The following is a 23,553-nucleotide window of genomic DNA, read 5'->3' as shown; positions in this document are numbered from 1 at the left end:
ATTTTCAACCTCATCACTCTATATTGTGTGCGATACACTTTCAAAGGGGTTAACATATATTCGACTTCATCTTTATTTTCTACTTATTGTGCCATAATACTGCGTGTTAATTTAATGCCCTGTTCAGGTATTTCATAGAGTGTAAGCGTGTTGAGTTGTACGACTTGGGGCAAATATTTTTCAAAGCGTAACCAAGCCCAATAAGCAATATTTTCTGCAGTTGTATTCATAACAGGTAATGTATCATTCAGGAGTTGTCCTTCGAGTAAAGGTTCGAGATATTGATGGTAGATTTGATCGATTTGATGGAAGTCCACAGCAATGCCTTGCGTATCTGTTGTAGCATAGAGTTCAATATCTAATGTGTACGGATGATCTTCTAAGTCGATATAGTGATCATCTGAGAAATAAATACGATTATCACATACAAACGTAAAATGTTTTAAGACGATAAGCGTTTTATGATGACAGGCATATGTTGTAGGGGGATGGAGATGAGAAAATCGAGACATAAACATTCCTCTTTTCTTTCTTTTTTATAAGCTTAACATAAGATATTTTGAAGTTAAAAATAATAGAAGATATATGGTGTACTAAGTGGAAATGGGAGATCTGGTTGAATAATCGAATGTTTCAAAGTGATCGGTCGGTATTTGCTGATTGATGTTGTAGAGCGTGAGTAAAACGCTTTTTCTCTTGATGGCATTTGTATATTATAGTTTATAAGTGTTAACTTTTAGAAGGAATGAGACAGTATGATTTTAGTCGCTTGAAAGCGAAAGAAGTCTATCTGAACAAATCATTTTTTAAGCTGTTTCGTAATGGTGAATGCGTTTTATAGATATCATTGTTGATGAGTTAAGGCGAGGTGTTTTATTCCTAAATACTGAGAGGAAGCGTGGGGATTGTATGAAAGTCTTTAGAGAGTTAGCTTGGTTTTTTAAGCGAGAGAAGTGGCGTTATATGATTGCGCTCATTGCACTGGTCATCACAACTTTTTGTAGCTTAATCCCACCACAAATTATTGGAGCGGTGATCGATCATATTACAGATGGTACGTTGACACCGAAGCTGCTTACCTTATATTTATTAATGATTGCCAGCTTAGGTATCGTTATTTATGTATTGCGTTTTATATCTCGGATGCAGCTGTTTGGTGCAAGTGCAAAGTTGGGGCGTATTTTACGTGAGCGTCTATATTCTAAATATACATATATGAGTCCGTCTTTTTATCAAAAATATCGTACAGGCGACTTAATGGCACATGCAACGAACGATATTCGAGCAGTTCAAAGTACGGCAGGTGTTGGTGTTATCACGATTAGTGATGCACTCATTACAGGTGGAATGACGTTAATCATGATGGCGACGACAGTGAGCGTGAAACTCACATTGATCGCAATACTCCCATTACCTATTTTGGTGATAGCGACCAACTATTATGGGCGATTACTGCATAAAACGTTTAAAAAAGCACAAGCAGCGTTCAGCCAACTGAATGACAAAACACAAGAAAGCATTTCAGGAATCAAAGTGACGAAATCATTTGGTTATGAACTGGAAGATGAAGAAGATTTTCGCCAATTAAGTGATCGCGTTGTTGCAAAAAATATGAAAGTGGCTAAGATTGATGCGTTATTCGATCCGACTATTCAACTGGTATTAGGTGCAAGTTATTTATTAAGCATGATATTTGGCGCGATGATGACGATGCAGGGAGAGGTGACTATTGGAGGGCTTGTGACCTTTACGACGTATTTAAGTATGCTAGTATGGCCATTATTAGCGTTAGGCTTTTTCTTTAATATTATACAGCGAGGCAATGCATCTTATGAGCGTATTCGTCAGATTGAAAGTGTCGAAGATGATGTAGATACAGAAGCAAAAACAGATGTTGCTCCAACAGGTCATATTACGTTTAATATGGGTGTATTTCGTTTTGAAGATGATACTGAAGCAAGGTTGCATGAGGTTGTTTTTGAAGTGAAGCAGGGTATGACAGTAGGAATTGTTGGCAGTACAGGTTCAGGGAAAAGTTTATTGATTCGGTTATTACTTCGCGAATTCGATACGATGCGTCCAGAAGATATTCAATATGGGGAGCGAGCAATTCGTGAATATCCCATCGATACATTGCGAGCACAGTTTGGTTACGTACCACAAGATCACTTTTTATTTTCATCAACAATTCGTGAAAACATCGCATTTGGAGATCCAAAGTGTTCAGACGAAATACTATATGAAGCGAGTCGAATAAGTCAAATTCATAGTGATATTATGGCACTTCCTCATGGGTATGAAACGGTTGTAGGTGAGCGAGGGGTATCATTATCTGGTGGACAAAAACAGCGTATTTCTATTGCAAGAGCGTTAATCAAGTCACCAGAAGTACTCATTTTAGATGATTCATTGTCAGCAGTCGATGCTCAAACAGAAGCAGCCATTTTGAAAAATTTGAAGCGTGAACGGAATGGTAAGACAAATATTATTACAGCGCATCGCATGAGTGCTGTGATGCATGCGGATTTAATTATTGTGATGAAAAATGGGACGATTGTTGAGAGAGGCACACATGAAACATTACTTGAAGAGAAGGGATGGTATGCAGAGACATTCCATGCTCAAGCAATGCAGGATCATTATCAACAAAGCTTAACGCAACAAGTAGAGAGGGGGCGTCAATATGGCAAAACATTCGAATGATGTATTACAGTTGACAGCGAAAGAACAAGTATATGTTTTGTGGCGCTTACTACGCTATGCTTTCCCCTTTAAAAAGCTGATTGTTATTGCATTGACGACTTTGGTGATTTCTATTGCAGCAAGTATGAGTATCCCATATATAGTTAAGGTGTTTATCGATGAGTATTTACTCAATCAAACGATATCTAATGAACAAGTGGTAGGACTTTTTGTAGCATTTGTTGTGATTCAAATCGTAGGTGCTTTGACAACATATTTGAGTATATATTATTTAGAATATCTTGCATTAAAAGTGATACAGCAACTTCGAATTGATGCATTTCATGATATTACACAACTTGGAATGGCTTTTTTTGATCAAACACCGAGTGGCAGTATTGTCTCACGTTTAACGAATGATACTGAAGCAATTATTGAAATGTTTACAGGCGTGTTAACATCATTTTTACAAGCGTTTTTTATGATTATTGCAAGTTTTGTGATGATGTTTATTCTTGATATAAGGGTCGCGTTTTTTGCATTAATATTTGTACCATTAATCATAGGTGTATTAGCACTATATCGTAAGTGGGCTTCTATATATTTTAATGCAACACGCCAACGACTCTCTGATTTAAATGCTAAGTTAGCGGAGTCGATTGAAGGTATGAAAATCATTCAAGTTTTCAATCAACAACAACGTTTGAGACAGGAGTTTAAAGAGATTAACGAGAGTCACTATCAGCAGTCTATAAAAACGATTCGCTTGGATAGCTTAATGTTACGTCCAGCTATGACAATGCTGTCTACATTTGCAACAGTGATGATTTTAGCGTATTTTGGGATTTTAAGCTTTAGTGAAACGGTAACAGCGGGTGTTATTTATGCGTTTATTCAATATATGCAGCGCTTTTTTGAACCGATTAATCAAGTCAGTCAAAATTTAAATATCTTTCAACAAGCTATTGTATCAGCAAGTCGTGTATTTAAAATGATGGATAACGATACAGTAGCACCTTTACAGCAGGAAGTAGCGGGTGTAGACATTCGAGAAGGGCGTATAACTTTCCAAAATGTTAGCTTTAGTTACGATGGTGAATATGACGTACTCCATGATATTTCATTTACGGCTGAACCTGGTCAAACGATAGCACTAGTAGGGCATACAGGGTCAGGAAAAAGTACAATAGCCAATCTGTTTATGCGTTTTTATGAATTTGAACGTGGTGATATTTTAATTGATGGTCGGTCTATTAAACAGTATACACATGAAACATTAAAACAGCGTATTGGTCTCGTTTTACAAGATCCATTTATTTTTTATGGCACAGTAGCATCTAATATTCGTTTATACCATCCAACGATGACGTTTGAACAGGTTCAAGCGGCAGCAAAGTTTGTGCATGCACATGACTTTATTATGCATTTGCCAGATGGTTATGAACATCAAGTCATCGAACAGGGACGTGCGTTTTCTAGTGGACAACGGCAATTGATTGCGTTTGCACGTACAATGGCAATGAATCCTAAAATATTAATATTAGATGAAGCAACAGCGAATATTGATTCTGAAACAGAAGAGGCCATTCAGCGCTCACTTGCTAAAATGCGTCATGGTCGTACAACTTTAGCCATTGCACATCGACTGTCAACCATTCAAGATGCTGATGAAATTTTAGTACTTAATAAAGGGATGATTGCAGAACGCGGAACACATCAAACATTGATTGAACAAAAAGGCATTTATTATAACCTTTATCAACTTCAACTTAAAGGAGAATAAAAAGCGTTATAACGAGTCGTGTAAAAGCTCGTTATAACGCTTTTTAGATTTGAAATATTATGCTCTACGTGTAGAGGGTTTGAAGTAATCATCAGTTTCTTTTCGGATGACTTTATACAATAGTAAAATACCAATTAAGTTTGGAATCATCATCATAGCATTGGCTGTATCTGCAAAGAGCCATACTGTACGTAAGTCTGCCACTGTGCCAATAAAAGTTGCAGCAACATAAACAACGCCGTAAAGCATAACATACTTCACACCGAATAGATATTCGAAACATTTTGCACCATATACAAACCAAGCGATAATTGTTGAAAAGCCAAAGAAGATAACAGAGAGTGATACGACATACTCACCCAGTGTACCGAGGCTTGAACCAAATGCAACACTTGTTAATGCGCCAGCTTCTAAATTAGGATCATGTTGAACGCCAGATAATAAGCCGCCTGTTGGATCCCAGAAACCTGTTACAAGTAATACGAGGGCAGTCATTGTACACACGACGATCGTTACAATAAATGTACCTGTCATAGCGACAAGTGCTTGAATCGCAGGATGACCTGATTTGGCATTACCTGAAATAAGTGCAACTGTACCGAGTCCGGCTTCGTTTGAAAAGATCCCTTTTGATACACCATTTTGTACAGCTTGCATTACCATAATGCCTGTAAAACCGCCTGCAGCAGATACAGGTGTGAATGCATATTGGAAAATCAATCCAAATGCTGGAATGATTTTGTCATAGTTGATAATAATAATTGTAACAGCTGCCCCGATATAGAAAATAGCCATCATAGGTACGAAAACCCCTGCTACGTTACTGATACGTTTCAACCCACCGAAAATAATGAGTGAGATTAAAATAGCTAAAATAATACCTGTAATAAAGCCACTGACATTGAATGAATTAGTCATGACATCGGCGATTGTATTAGATTGTACGCTATTGCCGATGCCCAATGCTGCAAATGCGCCAAACATTGCAAAGGCAACAGCTAAAAATTTAAATCGTTGCCCCAATCCTTTTTCTATGTAGTACATCGGACCACTCGAATATTCACCATTCGCATTTTGTTCACGATATTTCATCGCAAGTAGGGCTTCGGCGTATTTTGTTGTCATGCCGAGTAAGCCAACAACCCACATCCAGAAGACTGCTCCGGGACCACCTAGCGTCACTGCAGTCGCTACCCCTGCGATGTTCCCATTTCCAATCATACCGGCAAGTGATGTCATTAATGCTTTAAAGTTACTAATATCTCCTTCGCTTTCAGCATCTTTTTTGTCAGGAATAAAAGCCAGTTTAAATGCATGTAATAACTTAGTAAACTGCATTCCTTTCAGAACAAATGTTAAAAATAATCCTGTCCCTGATAATAAAATTAAACTTGGTGCCCCCCATAAGAGCCCATTAATTTTTTCTAGGATTTCTAACACACATAACCCCTCCAGTTTATTCACTTCATAAGTAAACGCTTTCATTATTATATTACACATATCAAAAGAATGTAAAATCATCGCTTATTTATGAAATGATGCGATGTTTTAATAGGTTTGAAAATCGCACTATAAAATTTTACATCTTTCAACACTAAAAATCTACTTAAAACTAAAGAAATTAACAAAAATTAGAGAATGAGACATATTTATGTTTTGTGGAGATAACACAATATATTCTTAATAATTAAAAAGGCAATAGACAGTCGGATTGTATGATATCACCTTGAATCCAAACTGCTATTGCCAATATTTAATTTTAGTATCTATTTCATATAACGATATGTCATTAACGCTTTAAGCATATCGATTTCTTTTTGTAGCTCAAGTCCTTTATTTGTATCACGAATTAACTTACGTTCTAATTCTTCATCCACAACACGACGAACAGAAAGTTCATCTTCACCTGTCTCTAAAACATTTTCTTTGGAATTGAATTCTTGATGAGCGACCAGTTGCATACCGAACGAATTGTAGAGTAGTGTATAGCCAGCAATACCAGTAGTGGACTGGTAAGCTTTTGAAAAGCCACCGTCTATCACAAGCATTTTACCATTTGCTTTGATAGGGTCTTCACCATCACGTTCTTTGACAGGGGTATGTCCATTAATAATACGACCTTGCTCGGGATCCATATCAAATTCTTCTAGCATATATTTCACATATTCTTCTTGTTCACGTAAATGATAATATGGATTTTTTTCTTCCTTGTGTGTTGTTTTATCTTTAATAAAATAGCGTTCAAATGTTGTCATAGCACGCTTTCCGAAGAGTGAAGAGTATTTACCTGTCCATAAATACCATACGAGGTCAGTTGAGATATCGTCTTGTTCATCAAGATGTTCGTAGGCATAACGAACATGGGTTTCAAATACATCGATCAATTCACGACCAGCAGCATACTCCCCGTCGATCACCATACCTTCCATTTTTCCTGTTTCATCTACTGGAATGCAGCCATGAATTAATAAGTTACCGTTGTAGCGTAAATATAAGTTTCCTTTTTTCATTAAAAAGTCAATATGACGACGTAACTTTTCTGACTCTTGAAAAGCAATGAGCAGACGGTCAATCACTTCTTGTTCTTCTTCTAACAAAGCAGTGGGATTGCGCGGATCAACAGTTTTGAAGCAAGTGTTTTCTAAATTGTAAACAGTACCATTGATATTTAATGTCTGATTGCGATAATCTACTGTATCAAGGAGTAGGCGTGAAGACATTTCAAATTCGGGACGACGCTTAATAATAGGTGCTTCAAGCTTGAACTGAATTATCGCAATGGCTTGATGAATCTTTGTAATCTGTAACTGTTCTGAAGCAGACGGTGTTTTCTCTGGATGTTTTTTAGGACGAAAAGCTGGATTATCATCATAATACTTCTCTGCTAGAGTCAGCAATGGACGTAAATTAATGCCATATGCATCTTCAATAATATCTAAATTGTCATAGCGCGCACAAATGCGTAGTAAATTAGCAAGACAAACTTTAGAACCTGAATATGCACCCATCCATAGTACATCGTGATTGCCCCATTGAATATCAACGGAATGATAGTCGATTAATGTGTCCATGATTTTATCAGGATGTGGACCACGATCATAAATATCGCCCACAACATGTAAATGATCGACAACAAGGCGTTGAATGGTATTAGACAGTCCGGTAATCAGTTTGTCAGCCTGATTGAGATCAATCACTTGATGAATAATAGTAGAGTAATAATTACTTTTATTATTATAGCGATTCGTCTTATACAGTAATTCTTCAATAATAAATACATATTGTTCAGGTAGAGCTTTTCTCAGTTTAGAACGTGTGTATTTAGATGATGTGTACGTAACGAGTTCGAGAAGTTGTTTAATCGTATCTTCATACCACTGATTACGCGCATCTTTAGACATAAAGTTTGCTTTAATACGCTTGATTTTATCTTCAGGGTAATAGACTAAAGCGATGAGCTCATTGATGTCATCATGGGAGAGTCGCTCATCAAAAATATCATGGATTTTGGATTGAATATTTCCAGAACCATTGCGCAATACGTGTTGAAATGCATGATATTCGCCATGTAAGTCACTGACAAAATGTTCTGTTCCCTTGGGGAGTTCTAAAATAGATGCAAGACTAATCAGTTCGGTTGCAACCTTTTCTTCTGAATCATACTTTTCAGCGAGCAAGTCGAGATATTGCTTTTTAAGTTCTGTTTCTTTTGCTGAATGCATGGTGTTGACACCTCTTATAATTATTTTATGTATTTTAAGCGCTTCCACCTCTATTAAACCACATTCTGTCTTTCGGGTGAATTAACATATTTCGAACAATTTAGGTCTAACACGTTAAAATTAAAAAGCGGCCGAGTAATTGAAAATATAGAATGACTGAAAGAAAAACGTAACATTAAAAAGACTGTGCATATTCACATATTGATAGGAATTGTATTAGAAGTAGTTATAGAGTCGATGCTATTTTACAATAATATAATTTTGTATAAACCACACAGTTTGTAAAACGAATGAAAGCATTGAAAGATTGAGCATGATAGTAGTTTTATTGTGATATTTTGCACAATGCAAAAATACTATTATATCAATTTAAAATTTTCTTGTAAACGTTTTCGGGCTGTGGTATATTCTAAATGCTAGTTTTAAAGGTCATCTGATGACCTAATGAAAGCGGGGTTAAAATTATGAGTCAAAAAAGAACAAATATCCGTTGGATGTTTGCAGCAATGTTTTTCCTTATTGGAGTTATTGCTTATATGGATAGAGCGAATATCTCATATATTGCCGTTCCAATGATGGAAGATTTAAATTTAACAAAGACGCAATTTGGTTTATTAGCGTCATTATTTTCACTAGGTTATGCCTTAATGCAAGTCCCATCGGGAATTTTAGCTGAAAAGTTTGGACCTAAGAAAATGCTTACCATTGCGTTAGTATGGTGGAGTGCCTTCACTATCTTTACAGGTTTAGTTAAAAATCATGGTTTATTGTATTTTGTACGTTTCTTATTTGGTGTAGGGGAAGCACCAATGTACCCATCCAATGCAGTATTTAATACACATTGGTTCAGTAAAAATGAAAAAGGACGTGCTGCAAGTGCGTTATTAGCAGGTTCATATTTTGGACCAGTTCTAGCGCCATTTATTACGGTTGCAATTTACACTACTTTTGGTTGGCAAGCAGTATTTTACATTTTTGGTTTTATTGGTTTCTTAATTGCAATTTTATGGGCAATCATTGCAAAAGATTTACCTGAACATCATAAAATGGTAAATGAAGCAGAAAAACAATTTATTATGGAAAATCGTGATGTTGTTTCAACTGATAAATCATCAGCACCTTGGGGAACTTTCTTCACACGTTTTAGTTTTTATGCAATTGCAGCGCAGTATTTTATTGTTCAATTTGTAATTACATTATTTTTAATTTGGTTACCTACATATTTGATGGAAACATTCCATATTGATAATTTAACAATGAGTAAAATTGCAGGTATTCCATGGTTCTTAATGTTTATTTTGATCATGGCAGGTGGTGCAATTTCAGATAAAATTTTAAGTGCAGGGAAATCACGTTTTATCGCACGTGCATCTATCGCAATTGTTGGGTTTATCGTTTTTGGTATTTCACTAAACTTCGCGGTAATGGCTGATACATTAGTAATGAATATTTTCTGGATGTCGTTATGTTTAGGTGGTGTCGGTTTATCTATGGTAATGAGCTGGGCATCAGCGACAGACTTGGGGCGTAATTTTTCAGGAACAGTATCAGGTTGGATGAATTTATGGGGGAATATCGGTGCAATGTTAAGTCCGATTATTGCAGGATATCTTGCAACTATCGTAGGTTGGCCTACAACATTGCGTTTAATGCTTATTTTAGTAGTAATTGCAGTAGCATTATGGTTCTTTGTTAAACCAGATCAGCCACTTATTAGAGACGAATCAAAAGCATAATAGTAATAACTTTATAAAAAATACGTCTTAAACACGTCATTGGAGAATGGCATGTTTAAGGCGTATTTTTTGTTAAAGATTGGAAAGTGATTTTATACATTTGGCAGGGTTACCGGCTACTACTGTTTGGGGTGCGACGTCTTTTGTGACAATGCTACCGGCAGCAACCGTTGCTCCTTCACCAATGGTTACCCCCGGTAAAAGGATAGCGCCTGCACCAATCCAAACATCATCTTCAATATGAATACTTTTCCCTTGTTCTACACCTGTTCGACGCTCGATGGGATCAATAGGGTGATTTACTGTGATAATCTGAACATTCGGACCGATTTTTACATTATGACCTACATAAATGGGCGCAACATCTAGCCATGTTGTGTGGGTATTGGCATAAAAATTTTCACCTAAATGAATATTAAAGCCATAATCCATATGTATAGGTGGGACAAAAGTAAAAGACTTTCCAGTTTTTCCAAGTAGGGGTTTTAAAAAACCTTGGCGTTCTGAGGCTGTTTCAAGTGTATGGAATTTACGAAGTTGTTGTTCTATGTATGACCGATCAGCTACTAATGTGTCATCGTTGGGTTGATAGCGTTGACCTGATAACATTTTTTCTTTTTCCGTCATGATTGCGAGCTCCTTTACGTGAGTGGATTTCAATTAGAGTTTAACATATTTGTACTTGAAGAAGTGTGCTTAGGCTTAATCATGAGTGGTATGAATTGTATTGCCTTTTGCTGTATTGTGGTAGAATAGGCATATATATTTTAGAGTGAAAAGGAAGGACAAGATGAAGACGTTAAAAAAAATATTTATTCCGCTTATGGGTATTGCATTGATAATAGGGGGACTATATTTAGTATTTAAGCCTAAAATTGATAGTTATTTTGTACAGCGCGAAAATGATGAAAAGATTGAGCAATATGAAACATCACAAAAGCAAGACAATAAAGTTACGGAAGTTCCTAAAGATAAATCTAAAGTAGTTGGTGTGTTACGTATACCTTCTGTGAACATTGAAGAAGCCGTGTATCCTGGGCCAGCAACGCCAGAACAATTGGATAGAGGTGTAGCATTTGCAGAAGAAGAGGAGTCTTTGACAGACCAAAATATTTCGATTGCAGGTCATACAGATTATAACCTCTATAATCAATTTACAGATTTACATAAGGCGAAAAAAGGAGATAAGGTGACGTTTACAGTGGGGAGCGAAACGCGAAAGTATAAGATTACATCGATTAAAGATGTAGATCCAAGCCAAGTTGAAGTATTAGAAGAAATGAAAAAAGATAAGGATCAATTAACATTAATTACGTGTGATGACTTTGATCCGGATACAGGACAATGGTTAAAACGTAGTATTTATGTTGCAGAAGCGGCCTAAGCTAGGGTTTTAATCAATATGAGAGATAGCATCCATGAGCGTTGTCACGTGAGTGGATGCTATTTTTAGAAGGATTAAATATCAAAATTTTTGATGATGGGTCATTCATTTTATAGAGGAGGATAAGTAATGAAAAGACTATTGATTGCACCTGACTCGTTTAAAGGATGTATGACTGCGATGGAAGCAGCACAGGCGATTGAAGAGGGATGGAAGTCTGTTTTAGGGACATCGTGGTCTTATTATAAAATTCCTATGGCAGATGGTGGAGAAGGAACGACCCAATCGTTGCATGATGCATTAGGAGGTACACGTATTACTGTGGAAGTAACCAATCCATTAGGTTATCCTATTCAAGCACAGTACAGTCTTGTGAATCATGGACAAACAGCAGTAATAGAAACAGCAGCAGCGTCAGGCATAGATTTATTAACCCGAGAAACACGAGATCCATTACGCACAACGACCTATGGTACGGGAGAGCTTGTGAGAGATGCACTTAATCAGGGGGTCTCACATATTATTCTTGGAATAGGTGGGAGTGCGACCAATGATGGTGGTGCGGGATTCTTACAAGCACTTGGTGTGCGATTAAAAGATAAACAAGGACAAGAAATTCCCTTTGGTGGCGCAGCATTGCAACAACTTGTTAATATCGACATTACTCATATAGACCCAAGAATTGCCAATGTCACATTTGATGTAGCTTGTGATGTAACTAATCCATTGCTGGGTGACAATGGAGCGACGGCTGTTTATGGGCGACAAAAAGGTGTAACTTCAGAAACAGCGCCTATATTGGAGGCTGCTTTGACCCGGTATCATGATGTCATTCAACAACAACTTGGAAAGAATGTAGCACATATAGCAGGAGCTGGAGCAGCAGGGGGACTGGGAACAGCTTTACTCGCATGTTTATCAGCTAACTTGCGAAGTGGTATTGATATTGTGTTAGAAGCAACGAATTTTAGTCATTATGCGTTGAACTGTGATTTGGTTATTACAGGGGAAGGATGTATCGATGGGCAGACGGTTTTTGGTAAGACACCCTTGGGCGTAGCGCGTGCTGCCAAAAAGTATCATAAGCCCGTTATTGCAGTAGCCGGTACAATTGGCAAAGGTTACGAAGCATTGTATGATTGTGGTATTGATGCAGTATATAGCTTATCGAAAGGTCCAAGTTCATTGGAAGAGGCACTAGCAGAAGGGCAAGAGGCTTTAAAGCGCTGGGCAGCCAATATGGCTCGGTTTTATCAATTGTTACAAGGAGGAGGGATATGATGCGATATCATTATCAAGATCATTTTAGAAATATGTCCACTAAAGAAATCCCGATTTACGATGAAAATGAGCACAATGTTATGATGATGCGTACGCAAAGGCAGGGTCATATATTGGGGACTTGGCTCCGAGCGATGAGACAAGAATTTGAAATCACAGACGGTCAAGAATTGTATGATGTCAAATATCAAAAAGGGTGGAAAAGTCTATTTCGTCCGACTTGGGATGTGTATCATAATCATAAAAAAATAGGATGTTTTAAGACAGAAATGAACATTTTTCGTTTGCAATTGAAATATAGTGACTTTAAGGGTCATCATCTTAAATGGCAGACGGGTATCATGTCACATCATATGACTGTAAGGGATTTACATGACGCTCACGAGGTTATGACAACGAAATCGAGCTATTTCAAAATAAGAACAGAGCATCATCTAAATATCGATACAACGCACCATTCACATATGTTGCTGATCCTTCTATTTCAAGTTGCGTTTGAAAATTTAAAGATGAGAGCGAGTCAATCGGCGCATTAAATCATCGTGTGGCGGAGAGAAGATGATTAAAAATTTAAGAGGGTATGGTCTTCCGTATTTAACGACTAAAAAGAACGGATGACCATACCCTCTTGTCGAGCAATCTACAATGTCTATTGAGGATAGGGAATGTAGACTGCATCATTGTAGAAAATATGATGAATCATTTTGACTGACTTACTAATATTTATGGATTATTGTTGTACTTTTGGGAAAAGTACATGATTTTCAAGGTGTACATGTGCATGTGTTTCTTGTTCTAGTGCTTCAAGACGATGATATACTAGACGCCAAGTTCCACATGCTTCCATAGGTGGTTGATAGTCATTTGTAAGTTTGCGCATTTTTTCTAATAATTCACCAGTACCGTTGTGATCGTCTACAAGTGATTGAATGGCAGCGTCAAGGTCTTCGACTGTTTCCCCATTATGAGCCTTAATCAGTTTAGGGAAAGTTTCTGTATCTTCTTCATCAGTATGTGTTAACATTCCAGATTTAAAAGTATCATACAGTTCTTTGAGTTCTACTAAATAAGCATGATTTGGCCCATGAACGCGTGCTAACTTTGTCACATAAGGTGTCAGCTGTTTGAACTCTTCTCTTAATGTTTCGTGATAGCGTGCTTCAATATATTGGATTAGAGATGGAACATCTAAATAGCTTGGGTTAATGCCTTCTCCTTGGATTTTACTTGCTTCTTCTAATTCAGGTAATAAAGTATCTATATCAACACGTTTGTTATCTGAAGCAGCTGTATCGATAGAAACTTGTCCACCACAACAAAAGTCAATACCATATTTACGGAAGACATCCGCTGTTTTCGGATATTTCGTTACAACATCTGCTACTTTTTCAGTTGCTTGTATCATTTAGAACATCCTTTCTCTTTATGAGTGTTAACACTAGTATAATATCTTTGTGAGAAGATGAACATTAGGGAAATGGCTAAATTTGATTAGGGAAAGTGACTAATTGATTATCATTCTCATATCATTTAGTCACGATATAGACATAATTAAGCAAAGATAATACCGGTAAGGTTTAGACAAATAGTATCAATTAAGCGTGTAAATAGCGTGTTGTACGTGACTCAAGGCGATGAAAAATATATTCTAATATGACAGCTAATCCCCAATAAAAGATTACAGAAATAGTATATACTTCAACAAAGCGATAGCCTTCGTTGGCAATAATAGTACTGATCCCCATAATTTCTGGGATTTGAATAGCAAAGGCGAGTGAAGTTCCTTTAATAAGCATAATCAGTTGGTTTTCAATATTAGGAAGCGCATAGCCATACGCTTGTGGCAAAATAATACGATAATAAATATGCCATTTGCTTAGGCCAACTGTTGTAGCAGCTTCGTATTGTGAGATAGGTACAGAGCGTAATCCCCCTTTAATGCTTTCAGATAAGTAAGCAATGGCATGTAAAGAAAATGCGATGAATGCGATTGCTAATGGATGGAACATATCAGGATTGAGTTGCCAATGTAATGTCGCATTCAAAGTAAGAATGAGGGTGGGAAGCCCATAATAAAAAATAAACAGTTGTACGATAAGTGGTGTACTACGCATAAATGAATTATAAACAATAACAATCTGATATAAGATCGGGATTCTTTTGACTTGAATCATTGCAAAGATACTCCCGATAATCAGTCCCGTTATCATTGCAATTAAAACAATAGATAATGTGTAGGGGATACCTTTTAAGACTTCTATAAATGTGTCGATGATAAATTGCATGATGTGTACTCCTCTCTATACTTGGTAGGGACGACTGGTGCGGTGTGAGACATAGAATAATACGCCTTGAACAATTAAAGATAACCCCCAGTAGATGATAGATATTACAACATATACTTCTAACATACCTAGCCCATAGTTATTGTCAATGATAAGCTGGACTTGTCCCATCATATCGATAATACCGATAGTAAATGCAAGCGATGTATCTTTAATCAGTTCGATGATCTGTGTCGTTAAGTTCGGCAGACTATTGCGTAAAGATTGTGGTAAAATAATGCGCCGAATAATTTGTGGATAGGACATCCCGACTGTCAGTCCGGCTTCGATTTGAGCATGAGGAACCGATTGATAGCCGGCACGGATAACTTCAGATAAATACGCACCACTGTGCAAGGTGAATGCAAGAATAGCAAAAAAGAGCCTGCTCAAGTGATTGATATCAATGCCTACAAAAAGTAAGAGTTGTGGTAATGCAAAGTAAACTAAGAAGAGCTGTAAAATTAAAGGCGTACTTCGACTAAATGATAAAAAGATACGGACCAGTGTATTTAATATCGGTGTGCGTCGAATGCGTATAATAGCGAGCAGAAACCCTAAAATCAAAGCAAAAACAAGTGCAGTTCCTATCATGAATAGTGTAATAGGAAGTTGTTGTAAAACTTGATCAAATAGATGAAACCAATCAATTTGCATTCTTTTGCACCTCCAAGGCATTTTTATTGTCGTTGATTGTATCTAGGTCTTGATAAATATCAATATCAAAATATTTACGAGAAAGTTTTTGAAGTTGCCCCTCTTCTTTAAGTACTTTCGTCGCTCGGTCGATATCATCATGAAGTTGTTGATTGTGCTTATTATAAACGATATGTAAAGGTTCTTTGGAAACAATACTACCGATTTTGACCTCTTGATTGAGTTCTTTTTGGATAGCAGTGTATGTGTTCCAGTTGATAAACATAGCATCTCGACGCTTTTGATCAATCATTTCTAAGTTATCGCCATTTGAGGGAGAGTGGATGGTATCAATTGGAATCTTTTGGTCGTGTGTGTCGTTATAACGTGATAATATCGAGTATAATCCACCGCTCGGAGCCATAGGTGTAAGCCGACGTGTCGTCATATCATCTAACCCATGAATAGTGTTGTTATCTTTATGCACAGCAAGCATTGTAAGCGAATAACTATATGGCTCATCTTGATATAAAAACTTTTTTTCACGTTCAGGTGTTTTAAAAAACCAGTTAATCCCCATATCAAACTTACCTGCACCAATACCTACGAGGTTTGCCTCTTCTTCACCGATTTCATATTGAAAATCATATTGTGGTAATTTTTTCTCTAACAGTCTCATGTAATCCATATCCAAGCCGACAAATTCGTTATTTTCATCTGTATAAAGATAAGGTGGATTAATTTCAGCAGATAACGCAACTTTAACCACTTTTTTATTGCTTGAGTTTGAAGAGGTGTGGTGTTGACAACTGGCAAGTAGGAGTACAATGCCCAGCAATAGAACAACTTGTAAGCTGCGTTTCATCATAACATCACCTGCTTTGTATCGACTTGTTCTAAAAATTGTCGAAGTCGAGGATGTGGGCGGCTATGTAAAACGTATTCAGGTGTACCTTGTACAAGAATTTCACCTTTATCAACAAAAATAATTTGATCCGCAACGGCTTCTGCAAATTGGATCTCATGTGTGACTAAAGTCATCGTCATCCCACGTTGTGCAATCTTTTGGATGAGTTGCAAAATGCCCGATACAGATTCGGGGTCAAGTGCAGATGTAGGTTCGTCCAATAGTAATAAATTTGGATTAAGTGCGAGTGCTCGAACAATGCCGATACGCTGACTCTGTCCGCCAGATAACTGAATAGGATAGTGATGCGCATGTTCTGTTAAATTGACTTCTTTTAGTAGTTCGTAAGCCACTTTTTCAGCTTCTTTTTTGTTATATTTTTGTCCATAAATTAACCCCTCTGTAATATTTTCTAAAGCGGTTTTATTGCTGAAAAGGTTATAGTTTTGAAAGACCATTGCAGATTGTTGACGTAATTGTTTAATTTTTTGTTTGGTGACATGTTCAAAGTCAACAGTGACATTATGAATTGTAAGTGTTCCGCGTTGAGGTTGAACTAGTGCATTAAGTGTCCGCAAAAGTGTGGTCTTACCAGAGCCGCTCGGACCGATAATCGCTGTAACAGTTCCCTTTTGTTGTGTAAATGAAATATCTTTAAGTACCGTTTTTTGATGGTAGTGTTGATGTAAGTTTCTAACTTCTAACATATACAATTCCTCCCTTTGAAAATAAACTACCACACAAAAACATATCGGTAAAGTCGGAATTTATGAAAATTATTTTGAAAAGACATCATACGACAGAAAGTATAATAAGGGTTTGTTTGTATCTAAAAGCACTTTTATGCTTTATATGTATGACGTATAATAAAGACAAAGAGAATGATTTGATAAGTATAAGTAGAGGTGACAGGGACATGGAAACAGTAGACAACCCAAAGATGACTTTCAAAAAGTTTATGTTTAATGTATTGAATGGTTTAGCAGTAGCGATTGTTGTTGGATTGATTCCTAATGCAGTATTAGGAGGGCTTTTTCAGTATTTGAGTCAGTATGGAGAAATATTTAAAACATTGCACTATGTTGTACTGGGTATACAATTCGCATTGCCTCTAATGGTAGGTGTGTTGATTGCGTTTCAGTTTAATTTAAATCCTATGGGGACGGCAATTGTTGGAGCAGCAGCTTATGTGGGGTCAGGTGCTGCACAAATCACAGAAGCAGGCTGGCAAATTGTGGGCATTGGTGATTTGATCAATACAATGATCACAGCATCTCTAGCAGTATTGATGGTACTTTGGTTAGATGGACGATTGGGCAGTTTGAATATTATTTTACTGCCGATCTTAGTCGGAGGGATACCGGGGTTAATTGGAACATTAACTTTACCTTATGTGAGTAAAATTACGTTGGCAATAGGAAACTTAATCAATACGTTTACAACACTTCAACCTGTACTCATGTGTTTGCTCATTGCTGTATTATTTTCTTTTATTATTGTATCGCCTGTATCTACCATTGCAGTGGGTTTAGCCATAGGTATTTCAGGATTGGCAGCAGGTGCAGCTGCAATTGGTGTTGCATCCGCGGCGGTGGTATTGTTTATTGGAACGTTGCGAGTTAATAAGCTGGGTGTGCCGATTGCGATTATTTTAGGTGGGATGAAGATGATGATGCCCAATATTATTCGTTATCCGATCATGTTACTTCCTATTGGCTTGACAGCGGCAGTAACAGGTGTTGCAGGTGCATTGGTAGGTATTGAAGGAACAAAGGAATCGGCAGGTTTTGGAATTGTTGGATTAGTAGGACCGATTAAGGCATTAGAGTTTATGAATTATAGTCCTACGATCAATCTCATGTTGGTTGGCTTAGTATATATCTTGATTCCATTTGTAGTTGGTTTTGTTGTAAACTATATTTTGTCTAAAGTATTGAAACTTTACAGTGCGGATATTTATCGCTTTACAGCAGATAAGTAGGTATAAAAGTTATAATTTAAAATAGGTAAATACATAAAGGTCATGCACACGCAGGGGAACGTGTACATGACCTGTTTTTATAATAGGAGTATGAGATATTGTCTGTGTTTATTTATTTTTAGCTTATAGGTGTTAGGGGTGTTACACCTTTAAAGTCAACGTATCGATATGCTGCTTCAACATCTTCATCTGTTGGGGGGACAACATCATTCAACTCGTATGGGATACCTAGTGATTGCCACTTGTGAACACCGAGTTGATGATATGGAAGCAGTTCAAACTTTTCAACATTACCGAGTTGATTAATGAAGTTGCCAAGCGCACGTAAATCTTCAGGGTCATCGGTTAGACCGGGGACGAGGACATGGCGAATCCATATCGGTTGCTTTTTTTTAGCTAAATATTTGATATATTTCAATATATGTGTGTTAGGCTTACCTGTTAAATGTTTATGTTTTTCATTATCAATATGTTTAATATCGACCATCAATAAATCTGTGTGAAGCAATAGTTGATCGAAATGTTTTTTGAATGCATCGGTATCATTTGCACAACCGAGGGATGTATCGATACAAGTATGAATACCGTGTGCATGTAGTTTTTGAAATAACTCTGTAACGAATGGCATCTGGAGTAGGGGCTCTCCACCGCTCATTGTAACACCGCCATTTGATGCTTGGAAATAAGGGAGATACGGTGTGATTTCAGTCACAAGTTCATCTGTTGTTGCAGTACGTGACGGCTCGTTAATTTTCCAAGTATCGGGGTTATGACAGTACAAGCAGCGCAGTAAGCAACCTTGTGTAAAGATAATATAGCGTAGACCGGGGCCATCTACTGTTCCTAAGCTTTCTATTGAATGAATGTGACCTTTTAGCATGTAAATCCCTCTATTTCCTCTTTTTAATGATAGTGTCTATTACATTGATTCGTGGAATGTACGTGAAATAACATCAAGTTGTTGTTCGCGAGTGAGCTTGATGAAGTTCACGGCATAGCCAGATACGCGAACTGTTAATTGTGGATATTCCTCTGGGTGTTCCATGGCATCTAACAATGTTTCGCGATTGAATACGTTGATATTGAGATGGTGACCATGTTGCAAAGCATAACCATCTAAAATACTGACTAAGTTTTGTTCTTGTGTATAAGATTCTTTACCTAATGATTTTGGTACGATACTGAATGTATTGGAAATACCATCTTTACAGCAATCATATGGGAGTTTTGCCACTGATGATAGTGAAGCTAATGCACCGTTAGCATCTCGACCGTGCATTGGGTTCGCACCGGGTGCAAAAGGTTCGCCTGCTTTACGCCCATCTGGTGTATTACCTGTTTTCTTACCATATACTACGTTAGAAGTGATTGTAAGCACACTCATTGTATGTTCAGAATCACGATATGTTTTATGCTTACGTAGTTTTCTCATAAAGCTTTCGACTAACTGAACTGCAATGTCATCAACGCGTGGGTCGTTGTTACCATATTTAGGGTATTCACCTGTTGTTTCAAAATCTACCACTAAACCATTTTCATCACGTATCGGACGTACTTCACCGTATTTAATCGCAGAGAGCGAGTCTGCTGCTACTGAAAGACCTGCGATACCTGTCGCCATTGTGCGATGAACATCTGTATCATGTAAGGCCATTTCGATACGTTCATAACTATATTTATCGTGCATATAGTGAATCACGTTGAGAGAGTTAATATATACACCTGCGAGCCATTCCATCATTTCATCAAATTGTGCGTATACTTCATCATAGTCGAGAATGTCTGATGTAATTGGTGCAAAGTTTGGAGCAACTTGGGCACCTGATTTTTCATCTTTACCACCATTGATTGCATATAATAATGTTTTAGCAAGGTTTGCACGTGCGCCAAAAAATTGCATTTGTTTACCAATTCTCATAGCAGATACACAACACGCAATACCGTAGTCATCACCATAGCTTTCACGCATTAAATCATCATTTTCATATTGAATAGAGCTTGTTTTAATACTCATCTTTGTACAATAACGTTTAAAGTTTTCAGGTAAACGTGTTGACCATAGCACAGTTAAGTTCGGTTCTGGTGCAGGACCAAGGTTGTCTAAGGAATGTAAAAAGCGGAATGAGTTTTTGGTTACCATAGGACGTCCATCAATGCCGACACCACCAATAGATTCTGTTACCCAAGTTGGATCACCTGAGAAGAGTGCATTGTAGTCAGGTGTGCGTGCAAATTTTACAAGACGTAACTTCATAATAAAGTGGTCGATGATTTCTTGTACTTCTGTTTCTGTAATTGTACCCGCTTGCAAGTCACGTTCTGCATAGATGTCTAAGAATGTAGATGTACGACCAAGACTCATTGCAGCACCATTTTGCTCTTTAATTGCTGCAAGGTAGGCCAAGTATAACCATTGAACAGCTTCTTTAAAGTTTTCAGCTGGGCGGCTTAAATCAAAACCATAACGTGCACCAAGTTCTTTTAATTCTTTTAATGAACGATATTGCTCAGAAACTTCTTCACGTAGACGGATGACATCTTCAGTCATTGTTGAAGATAAATCATTAAAATCACGCTGTTTTTCTGCCATTAAGAAGTCGATACCATAAAGGGCAACACGACGATAGTCTCCAATAATACGACCTCGGCCATAAGCGTCTGGCAAACCTGTGATAATACCAGCTTTACGACAAGCGAGCATCTCTTTTGAATATGCGTCAAATACACCTTGGTTATGTGTTTTACGATATTCCGTAAAGATATGTTCGGTTTCTGAATCAAGTTCATAACCATATGCTTCACATGCTGCTTTTGCCATACGAATACCGCCAAATGGCTGCATGGAGCGTTTAAACGGTTTGTCAGTTTGAACACCAACAATTTGCTCTAATGATTGATCCAAGTAACCCGCATCATGTGATAAGATTGTAGACACCACTTTAGTATCCATATCCCACATGCCACCACGTTCGCGTTCTTCTTTAGAAAGTTGCATCACCTGATCCCATAATTGAGTAGTTGCTTCTGTTGGGCCGGCTAAGAAACTATCGTCTCCTTGATAACCTGTAAAATTCAATTGAATAAATTCACGTACATCAACATTACGTGTCCATCGGCCAGTCTTGAATCCCGACCAAGCATTGTTTTGAGTGCGTTGTTCTTTAATCATAATGTGACCTCCTATTAGGTTTTGTTCATCATTTCACAAGTAGTATAACAAGTGTTGTGAAGTAAATCACGTAATATTGGAAGCGTTTTATATGATGTCAAAATTTGGATTTTATTTCGTTAAATTTCTGACATAATTAATTTGTGTTTTTACATGAAAAAAGTTGACATATGTTAGTGAAGTATATATTAACTGTTTCTAAAATATGTATATCCGTTGAACAGTTAAAATAATAATAATATTGAACTATATAAAAAGTTTCACAAAAAGATAGCAACTCTGTACAATGGAGATAGAATGTGGAATATGAATGGAGGAAGAACATGGTAAGAGAATTTGACGAATTGTCAGATATGTTATCGGGATTAGGTGACGAAGAGAAAAATTTGCTTGAACAAGAATTAATGAAGCGAGGCGTTTTACCTGAGCAACCCGATAGTATTATAGAATTGATGTCAAACTATAAAGTAGAAGAGATTAAAGCACTTTGTAGAGAACATGGTATTAAAGGCTATACTTCTATGAACAAAGATGAGATGTTGGTTCATTTTATTGATACATTGGTGACAGAAGCGTATATTCAACAAGAAGTTGATAAGATGACAAAAGACCAACGTCTTGCATTTGTATTAACAAGCTACAAAACGCATGATATGATGCCTTTTGTGTCAACAGTTGACTTTTCTGATACATTTTTAATCTTTAATGATGATGAAGATGAGGAGATGCCAATACTTAAAATCCCAGCTGAAATTCAAGAAACGGTGGCACATTACATTGCAAGTGATCGTGAATTGCAAGGATTAATTACAAAATATCGTGTGTTAGAAGCAGCTACAAATTTATATGGTTTATACACTTATACTCAGCTGCAAAATGTGTTTAAAACATATTTAAATGAAACAGCTACATTAATGGATGTCGAACGTTTTCTAAAAAGATGTCTACGTGTAGCGCCAGAAATAGTTAACTATCGTATAGTCAATGGTGCTATTGTTTCCATAGGTTTACAATTGGAAGAAGATGAGTTTCCACAGTTTTTAGAAGGTGCACACTACTATATGCCAAAAACAATAGAAGACCTATTGTTTTTTGAGTCTAATATTTTTAGTATGTCTGACGAAGATATGATTGACTTTTTATCATGGCTTGATCGCAATGTGATTAAGGACAATAAATTTAATGCAAATGCTAATCAATTAAACGTAGAATTACTGACTATGATGAAACATGCGATTTCGTATGAGATGGTTGGAGATATTCTATTATCTATGGTGAATGACGGTATTTTACGTAAACGCGTAACTGTAACACATGAAAATAAAGTGAAACCTATTTATATGAAAATGCGAAACTGGATTTTCCATGGTTATACATTTGAAGAATATATGGAAATTTTAGATAAAGAATATAAATATGATGGATCTAAAATTATCGACATCAATCAACATAAAAAATAAAAAGCATAAGGTTATACAGTTTTAAAGTAAACGCTGTACAACCTTATGCTTTTCGTTTATTGTATGGTTTTATTTTTATCTAAAATCCCTTTATGAAAAGTTTCTTTTTCGGCATCTGGGTCATCGTGAGCTGATGAAGATGCACGTTTTTCTTGTAATTGGAAAATGATGAAATGATAAATGAAAAACCCGATGATACTTAACGATAATGACTGCATCAATAGGTATTGCCATGTTCCAGCAATTAAATACGTCTCAGCAATCGTTGTCGTAATCATTAAAGCGATAAATAATAACGCTAATCTCTTTAACATCTTCTTCAACTCCTTTGACTAATGAATAACATCCTTAAAAGTCTTATAACAGTTATAACACTTTTAGTCATAAAAAGATAGTATTTGTCAGAAAATTTTATAAATAACAAAATTTTAAGGAGTGAAATAAAAAAGAATTAGGGTATGAATGTCAGTTGAAATAAAGATTTAAGG

At 36.8% G+C, this 23,553-nt stretch carries 20 protein-coding genes; 8 read left to right on the top strand and 12 right to left on the bottom strand.

The window, feature by feature from the left end; translation table 11 throughout:
- Positions 1-83: 83 nt before the first annotated feature.
- On the bottom strand, positions 84-512 hold the full coding sequence (locus FGL66_RS08845) for a 6-pyruvoyl trahydropterin synthase family protein (protein WP_180809450.1): 429 nt from the start codon (positions 510-512) through the stop codon (positions 84-86).
- A 397-nt stretch (positions 513-909) separates the two neighbouring features.
- On the opposite strand from FGL66_RS08845, the gene FGL66_RS08840 reads away from it, so the two are divergent.
- Positions 910-2,703 (top strand): ABC transporter ATP-binding protein, encoded by a 1,794-nt coding sequence (locus FGL66_RS08840; RefSeq protein WP_180809449.1) that lies wholly within the window; start codon positions 910-912, stop codon positions 2,701-2,703.
- Entirely contained in the window at positions 2,684-4,465 is a 1,782-nt protein-coding gene (locus tag FGL66_RS08835; protein WP_180809448.1) for an ABC transporter ATP-binding protein, read from the top strand. Before FGL66_RS08840 ends, FGL66_RS08835 begins: the two co-directional genes overlap by 20 nt.
- 57 nt (positions 4,466-4,522) lie before the next feature.
- On the opposite strand, the gene FGL66_RS08830 is transcribed toward FGL66_RS08835, so the two are convergent.
- Together FGL66_RS08830 and FGL66_RS08825 are read right to left on the bottom strand one after the other, a co-directional pair.
- On the bottom strand, positions 4,523-5,905 hold the full coding sequence (locus FGL66_RS08830) for an alanine/glycine:cation symporter family protein (RefSeq protein ID WP_180809447.1): 1,383 nt from the start codon (positions 5,903-5,905) through the stop codon (positions 4,523-4,525).
- Between the two features lie 326 nt (positions 5,906-6,231).
- On the bottom strand, positions 6,232-8,187 hold the full coding sequence (locus FGL66_RS08825; protein ID WP_180809446.1) for a fructose-1,6-bisphosphatase: 1,956 nt from the start codon (positions 8,185-8,187) through the stop codon (positions 6,232-6,234).
- 464 nt (positions 8,188-8,651) lie between these two features.
- Here FGL66_RS08825 and FGL66_RS08820 point away from each other — a divergent pair, with 464 nt between their 5' ends.
- Positions 8,652-9,923, top strand: a complete 1,272-nt coding sequence (locus tag FGL66_RS08820; protein WP_180809445.1) for a pyruvate MFS transporter — start codon at positions 8,652-8,654, stop codon at positions 9,921-9,923.
- A 72-nt stretch (positions 9,924-9,995) separates the two neighbouring features.
- Here the strand turns inward: FGL66_RS08820 and FGL66_RS08815 are convergent, their stop codons facing one another.
- On the bottom strand, positions 9,996-10,550 hold the full coding sequence (locus FGL66_RS08815; protein WP_180809444.1) for a sugar O-acetyltransferase: 555 nt from the start codon (positions 10,548-10,550) through the stop codon (positions 9,996-9,998).
- Positions 10,551-10,713: 163 nt separating this feature from the next.
- On the opposite strand from FGL66_RS08815, the gene srtA reads away from it, so the two are divergent.
- From srtA to FGL66_RS08800, 3 genes are all read left to right on the top strand, one after another.
- A complete protein-coding gene (gene srtA, locus FGL66_RS08810) occupies positions 10,714-11,307 on the top strand; it encodes a class A sortase SrtA (protein ID WP_180809443.1) in 594 nt (197 codons plus the stop codon).
- Positions 11,308-11,436: 129 nt separating this feature from the next.
- On the top strand, positions 11,437-12,588 hold the full coding sequence (locus tag FGL66_RS08805) for a glycerate kinase family protein (protein ID WP_180809442.1): 1,152 nt from the start codon (positions 11,437-11,439) through the stop codon (positions 12,586-12,588).
- Entirely contained in the window at positions 12,585-13,124 is a 540-nt protein-coding gene (locus tag FGL66_RS08800; protein ID WP_180809441.1) for an LURP-one-related/scramblase family protein, read from the top strand. Before FGL66_RS08805 ends, FGL66_RS08800 begins: the two co-directional genes overlap by 4 nt.
- Before the next feature lie 194 nt (positions 13,125-13,318).
- On the opposite strand, the gene scdA is transcribed toward FGL66_RS08800, so the two are convergent.
- From scdA to FGL66_RS08775, 5 genes are all read right to left on the bottom strand, one after another.
- On the bottom strand, positions 13,319-13,993 hold the full coding sequence (scdA, locus tag FGL66_RS08795; RefSeq protein WP_180809440.1) for an iron-sulfur cluster repair di-iron protein ScdA: 675 nt from the start codon (positions 13,991-13,993) through the stop codon (positions 13,319-13,321).
- 190 nt (positions 13,994-14,183) lie between these two features.
- Positions 14,184-14,873, bottom strand: coding sequence for an amino acid ABC transporter permease (locus FGL66_RS08790; protein WP_180809439.1), 690 nt, complete (start codon positions 14,871-14,873; stop codon positions 14,184-14,186).
- A 15-nt stretch (positions 14,874-14,888) separates the two neighbouring features.
- Complete coding sequence (locus FGL66_RS08785) at positions 14,889-15,569, bottom strand: amino acid ABC transporter permease (protein WP_180809438.1); 681 nt, start codon at positions 15,567-15,569, stop codon at positions 14,889-14,891.
- The gene (locus FGL66_RS08780) at positions 15,559-16,413 is read right to left on the bottom strand and encodes a transporter substrate-binding domain-containing protein (protein WP_180810511.1); all 855 of its coding nucleotides are present in this window, start codon (positions 16,411-16,413) and stop codon (positions 15,559-15,561) included. Before FGL66_RS08780 ends, FGL66_RS08785 begins: the two co-directional genes overlap by 11 nt.
- Positions 16,413-17,162, bottom strand: a complete 750-nt coding sequence (locus tag FGL66_RS08775) for an amino acid ABC transporter ATP-binding protein (RefSeq protein WP_180809437.1) — start codon at positions 17,160-17,162, stop codon at positions 16,413-16,415. The genes FGL66_RS08780 and FGL66_RS08775 overlap by 1 nt, the downstream gene beginning before the upstream one ends.
- Positions 17,163-17,371: 209 nt before the next feature.
- Between FGL66_RS08775 and FGL66_RS08770 the strand changes: the two genes are divergently transcribed.
- Positions 17,372-18,436, top strand: a complete 1,065-nt coding sequence (locus FGL66_RS08770; RefSeq protein ID WP_180809436.1) for a PTS sugar transporter subunit IIC — start codon at positions 17,372-17,374, stop codon at positions 18,434-18,436.
- Between the two features lie 118 nt (positions 18,437-18,554).
- Here FGL66_RS08770 and pflA read toward each other — a convergent pair whose 3' ends face one another.
- Entirely contained in the window at positions 18,555-19,316 is a 762-nt protein-coding gene (pflA, locus tag FGL66_RS08765) for a pyruvate formate-lyase-activating protein (RefSeq protein ID WP_180809435.1), read from the bottom strand.
- Positions 19,317-19,355: 39 nt separating this feature from the next.
- Positions 19,356-21,605, bottom strand: a complete 2,250-nt coding sequence (gene pflB, locus FGL66_RS08760) for a formate C-acetyltransferase (protein ID WP_180809434.1) — start codon at positions 21,603-21,605, stop codon at positions 19,356-19,358.
- A gap of 323 nt (positions 21,606-21,928) precedes the next feature.
- Here pflB and FGL66_RS08755 point away from each other — a divergent pair, with 323 nt between their 5' ends.
- The gene (locus FGL66_RS08755; RefSeq protein ID WP_180809433.1) at positions 21,929-23,065 is read left to right on the top strand and encodes a hypothetical protein; all 1,137 of its coding nucleotides are present in this window, start codon (positions 21,929-21,931) and stop codon (positions 23,063-23,065) included.
- 56 nt (positions 23,066-23,121) lie between these two features.
- On the opposite strand, the gene FGL66_RS08750 is transcribed toward FGL66_RS08755, so the two are convergent.
- Positions 23,122-23,379 carry a hypothetical protein gene (locus FGL66_RS08750; RefSeq protein ID WP_180810519.1) on the bottom strand — a complete coding sequence of 86 codons (258 nt, stop codon included), beginning with the start codon at positions 23,377-23,379 and terminating at the stop codon, positions 23,122-23,124.
- Positions 23,380-23,553: the final 174 nt, after the last annotated feature.

This window comes from Staphylococcus sp. 17KM0847, from assembly GCF_013463155.1.
In the GTDB taxonomy this organism is placed as follows: Bacteria; Bacillota; Bacilli; order Staphylococcales; family Staphylococcaceae; genus Staphylococcus.
Note: the sequence above shows the minus strand (reverse complement) of the source record. Positions and strands in the feature narration are given on the sequence as shown.

Bases quoted from the DNA above. Each gene is read 5' to 3' on its own strand.
- FGL66_RS08845 (WP_180809450.1), bottom strand. From the start codon at position 512: ATGTCTCGATTTTCTCATCTCCATCCCCCTACAACATATGCCTGTCAT.
- FGL66_RS08840 (WP_180809449.1), top strand. From the start codon at position 910: ATGAAAGTCTTTAGAGAGTTAGCTTGGTTTTTTAAGCGAGAGAAGTGG.
- FGL66_RS08835 (WP_180809448.1), top strand. From the start codon at position 2,684: ATGGCAAAACATTCGAATGATGTATTACAGTTGACAGCGAAAGAACAA.
- FGL66_RS08825 (WP_180809446.1), bottom strand. From the start codon at position 8,187: ATGCATTCAGCAAAAGAAACAGAACTTAAAAAGCAATATCTCGACTTG.
- FGL66_RS08820 (WP_180809445.1), top strand. From the start codon at position 8,652: ATGAGTCAAAAAAGAACAAATATCCGTTGGATGTTTGCAGCAATGTTT.
- FGL66_RS08815 (WP_180809444.1), bottom strand. From the start codon at position 10,550: ATGACGGAAAAAGAAAAAATGTTATCAGGTCAACGCTATCAACCCAAC.
- srtA (WP_180809443.1), top strand. From the start codon at position 10,714: ATGAAGACGTTAAAAAAAATATTTATTCCGCTTATGGGTATTGCATTG.
- FGL66_RS08805 (WP_180809442.1), top strand. From the start codon at position 11,437: ATGAAAAGACTATTGATTGCACCTGACTCGTTTAAAGGATGTATGACT.
- FGL66_RS08800 (WP_180809441.1), top strand. From the start codon at position 12,585: ATGATGCGATATCATTATCAAGATCATTTTAGAAATATGTCCACTAAA.
- scdA (WP_180809440.1), bottom strand. From the start codon at position 13,993: ATGATACAAGCAACTGAAAAAGTAGCAGATGTTGTAACGAAATATCCG.
- FGL66_RS08790 (WP_180809439.1), bottom strand. From the start codon at position 14,873: ATGCAATTTATCATCGACACATTTATAGAAGTCTTAAAAGGTATCCCC.
- FGL66_RS08785 (WP_180809438.1), bottom strand. From the start codon at position 15,569: ATGCAAATTGATTGGTTTCATCTATTTGATCAAGTTTTACAACAACTT.
- FGL66_RS08780 (WP_180810511.1), bottom strand. From the start codon at position 16,413: ATGAAACGCAGCTTACAAGTTGTTCTATTGCTGGGCATTGTACTCCTA.
- FGL66_RS08775 (WP_180809437.1), bottom strand. From the start codon at position 17,162: ATGTTAGAAGTTAGAAACTTACATCAACACTACCATCAAAAAACGGTA.
- FGL66_RS08770 (WP_180809436.1), top strand. From the start codon at position 17,372: ATGGAAACAGTAGACAACCCAAAGATGACTTTCAAAAAGTTTATGTTT.
- pflA (WP_180809435.1), bottom strand. From the start codon at position 19,316: ATGCTAAAAGGTCACATTCATTCAATAGAAAGCTTAGGAACAGTAGAT.
- pflB (WP_180809434.1), bottom strand. From the start codon at position 21,605: ATGATTAAAGAACAACGCACTCAAAACAATGCTTGGTCGGGATTCAAG.
- FGL66_RS08755 (WP_180809433.1), top strand. From the start codon at position 21,929: ATGGTAAGAGAATTTGACGAATTGTCAGATATGTTATCGGGATTAGGT.
- FGL66_RS08750 (WP_180810519.1), bottom strand. From the start codon at position 23,379: ATGTTAAAGAGATTAGCGTTATTATTTATCGCTTTAATGATTACGACA.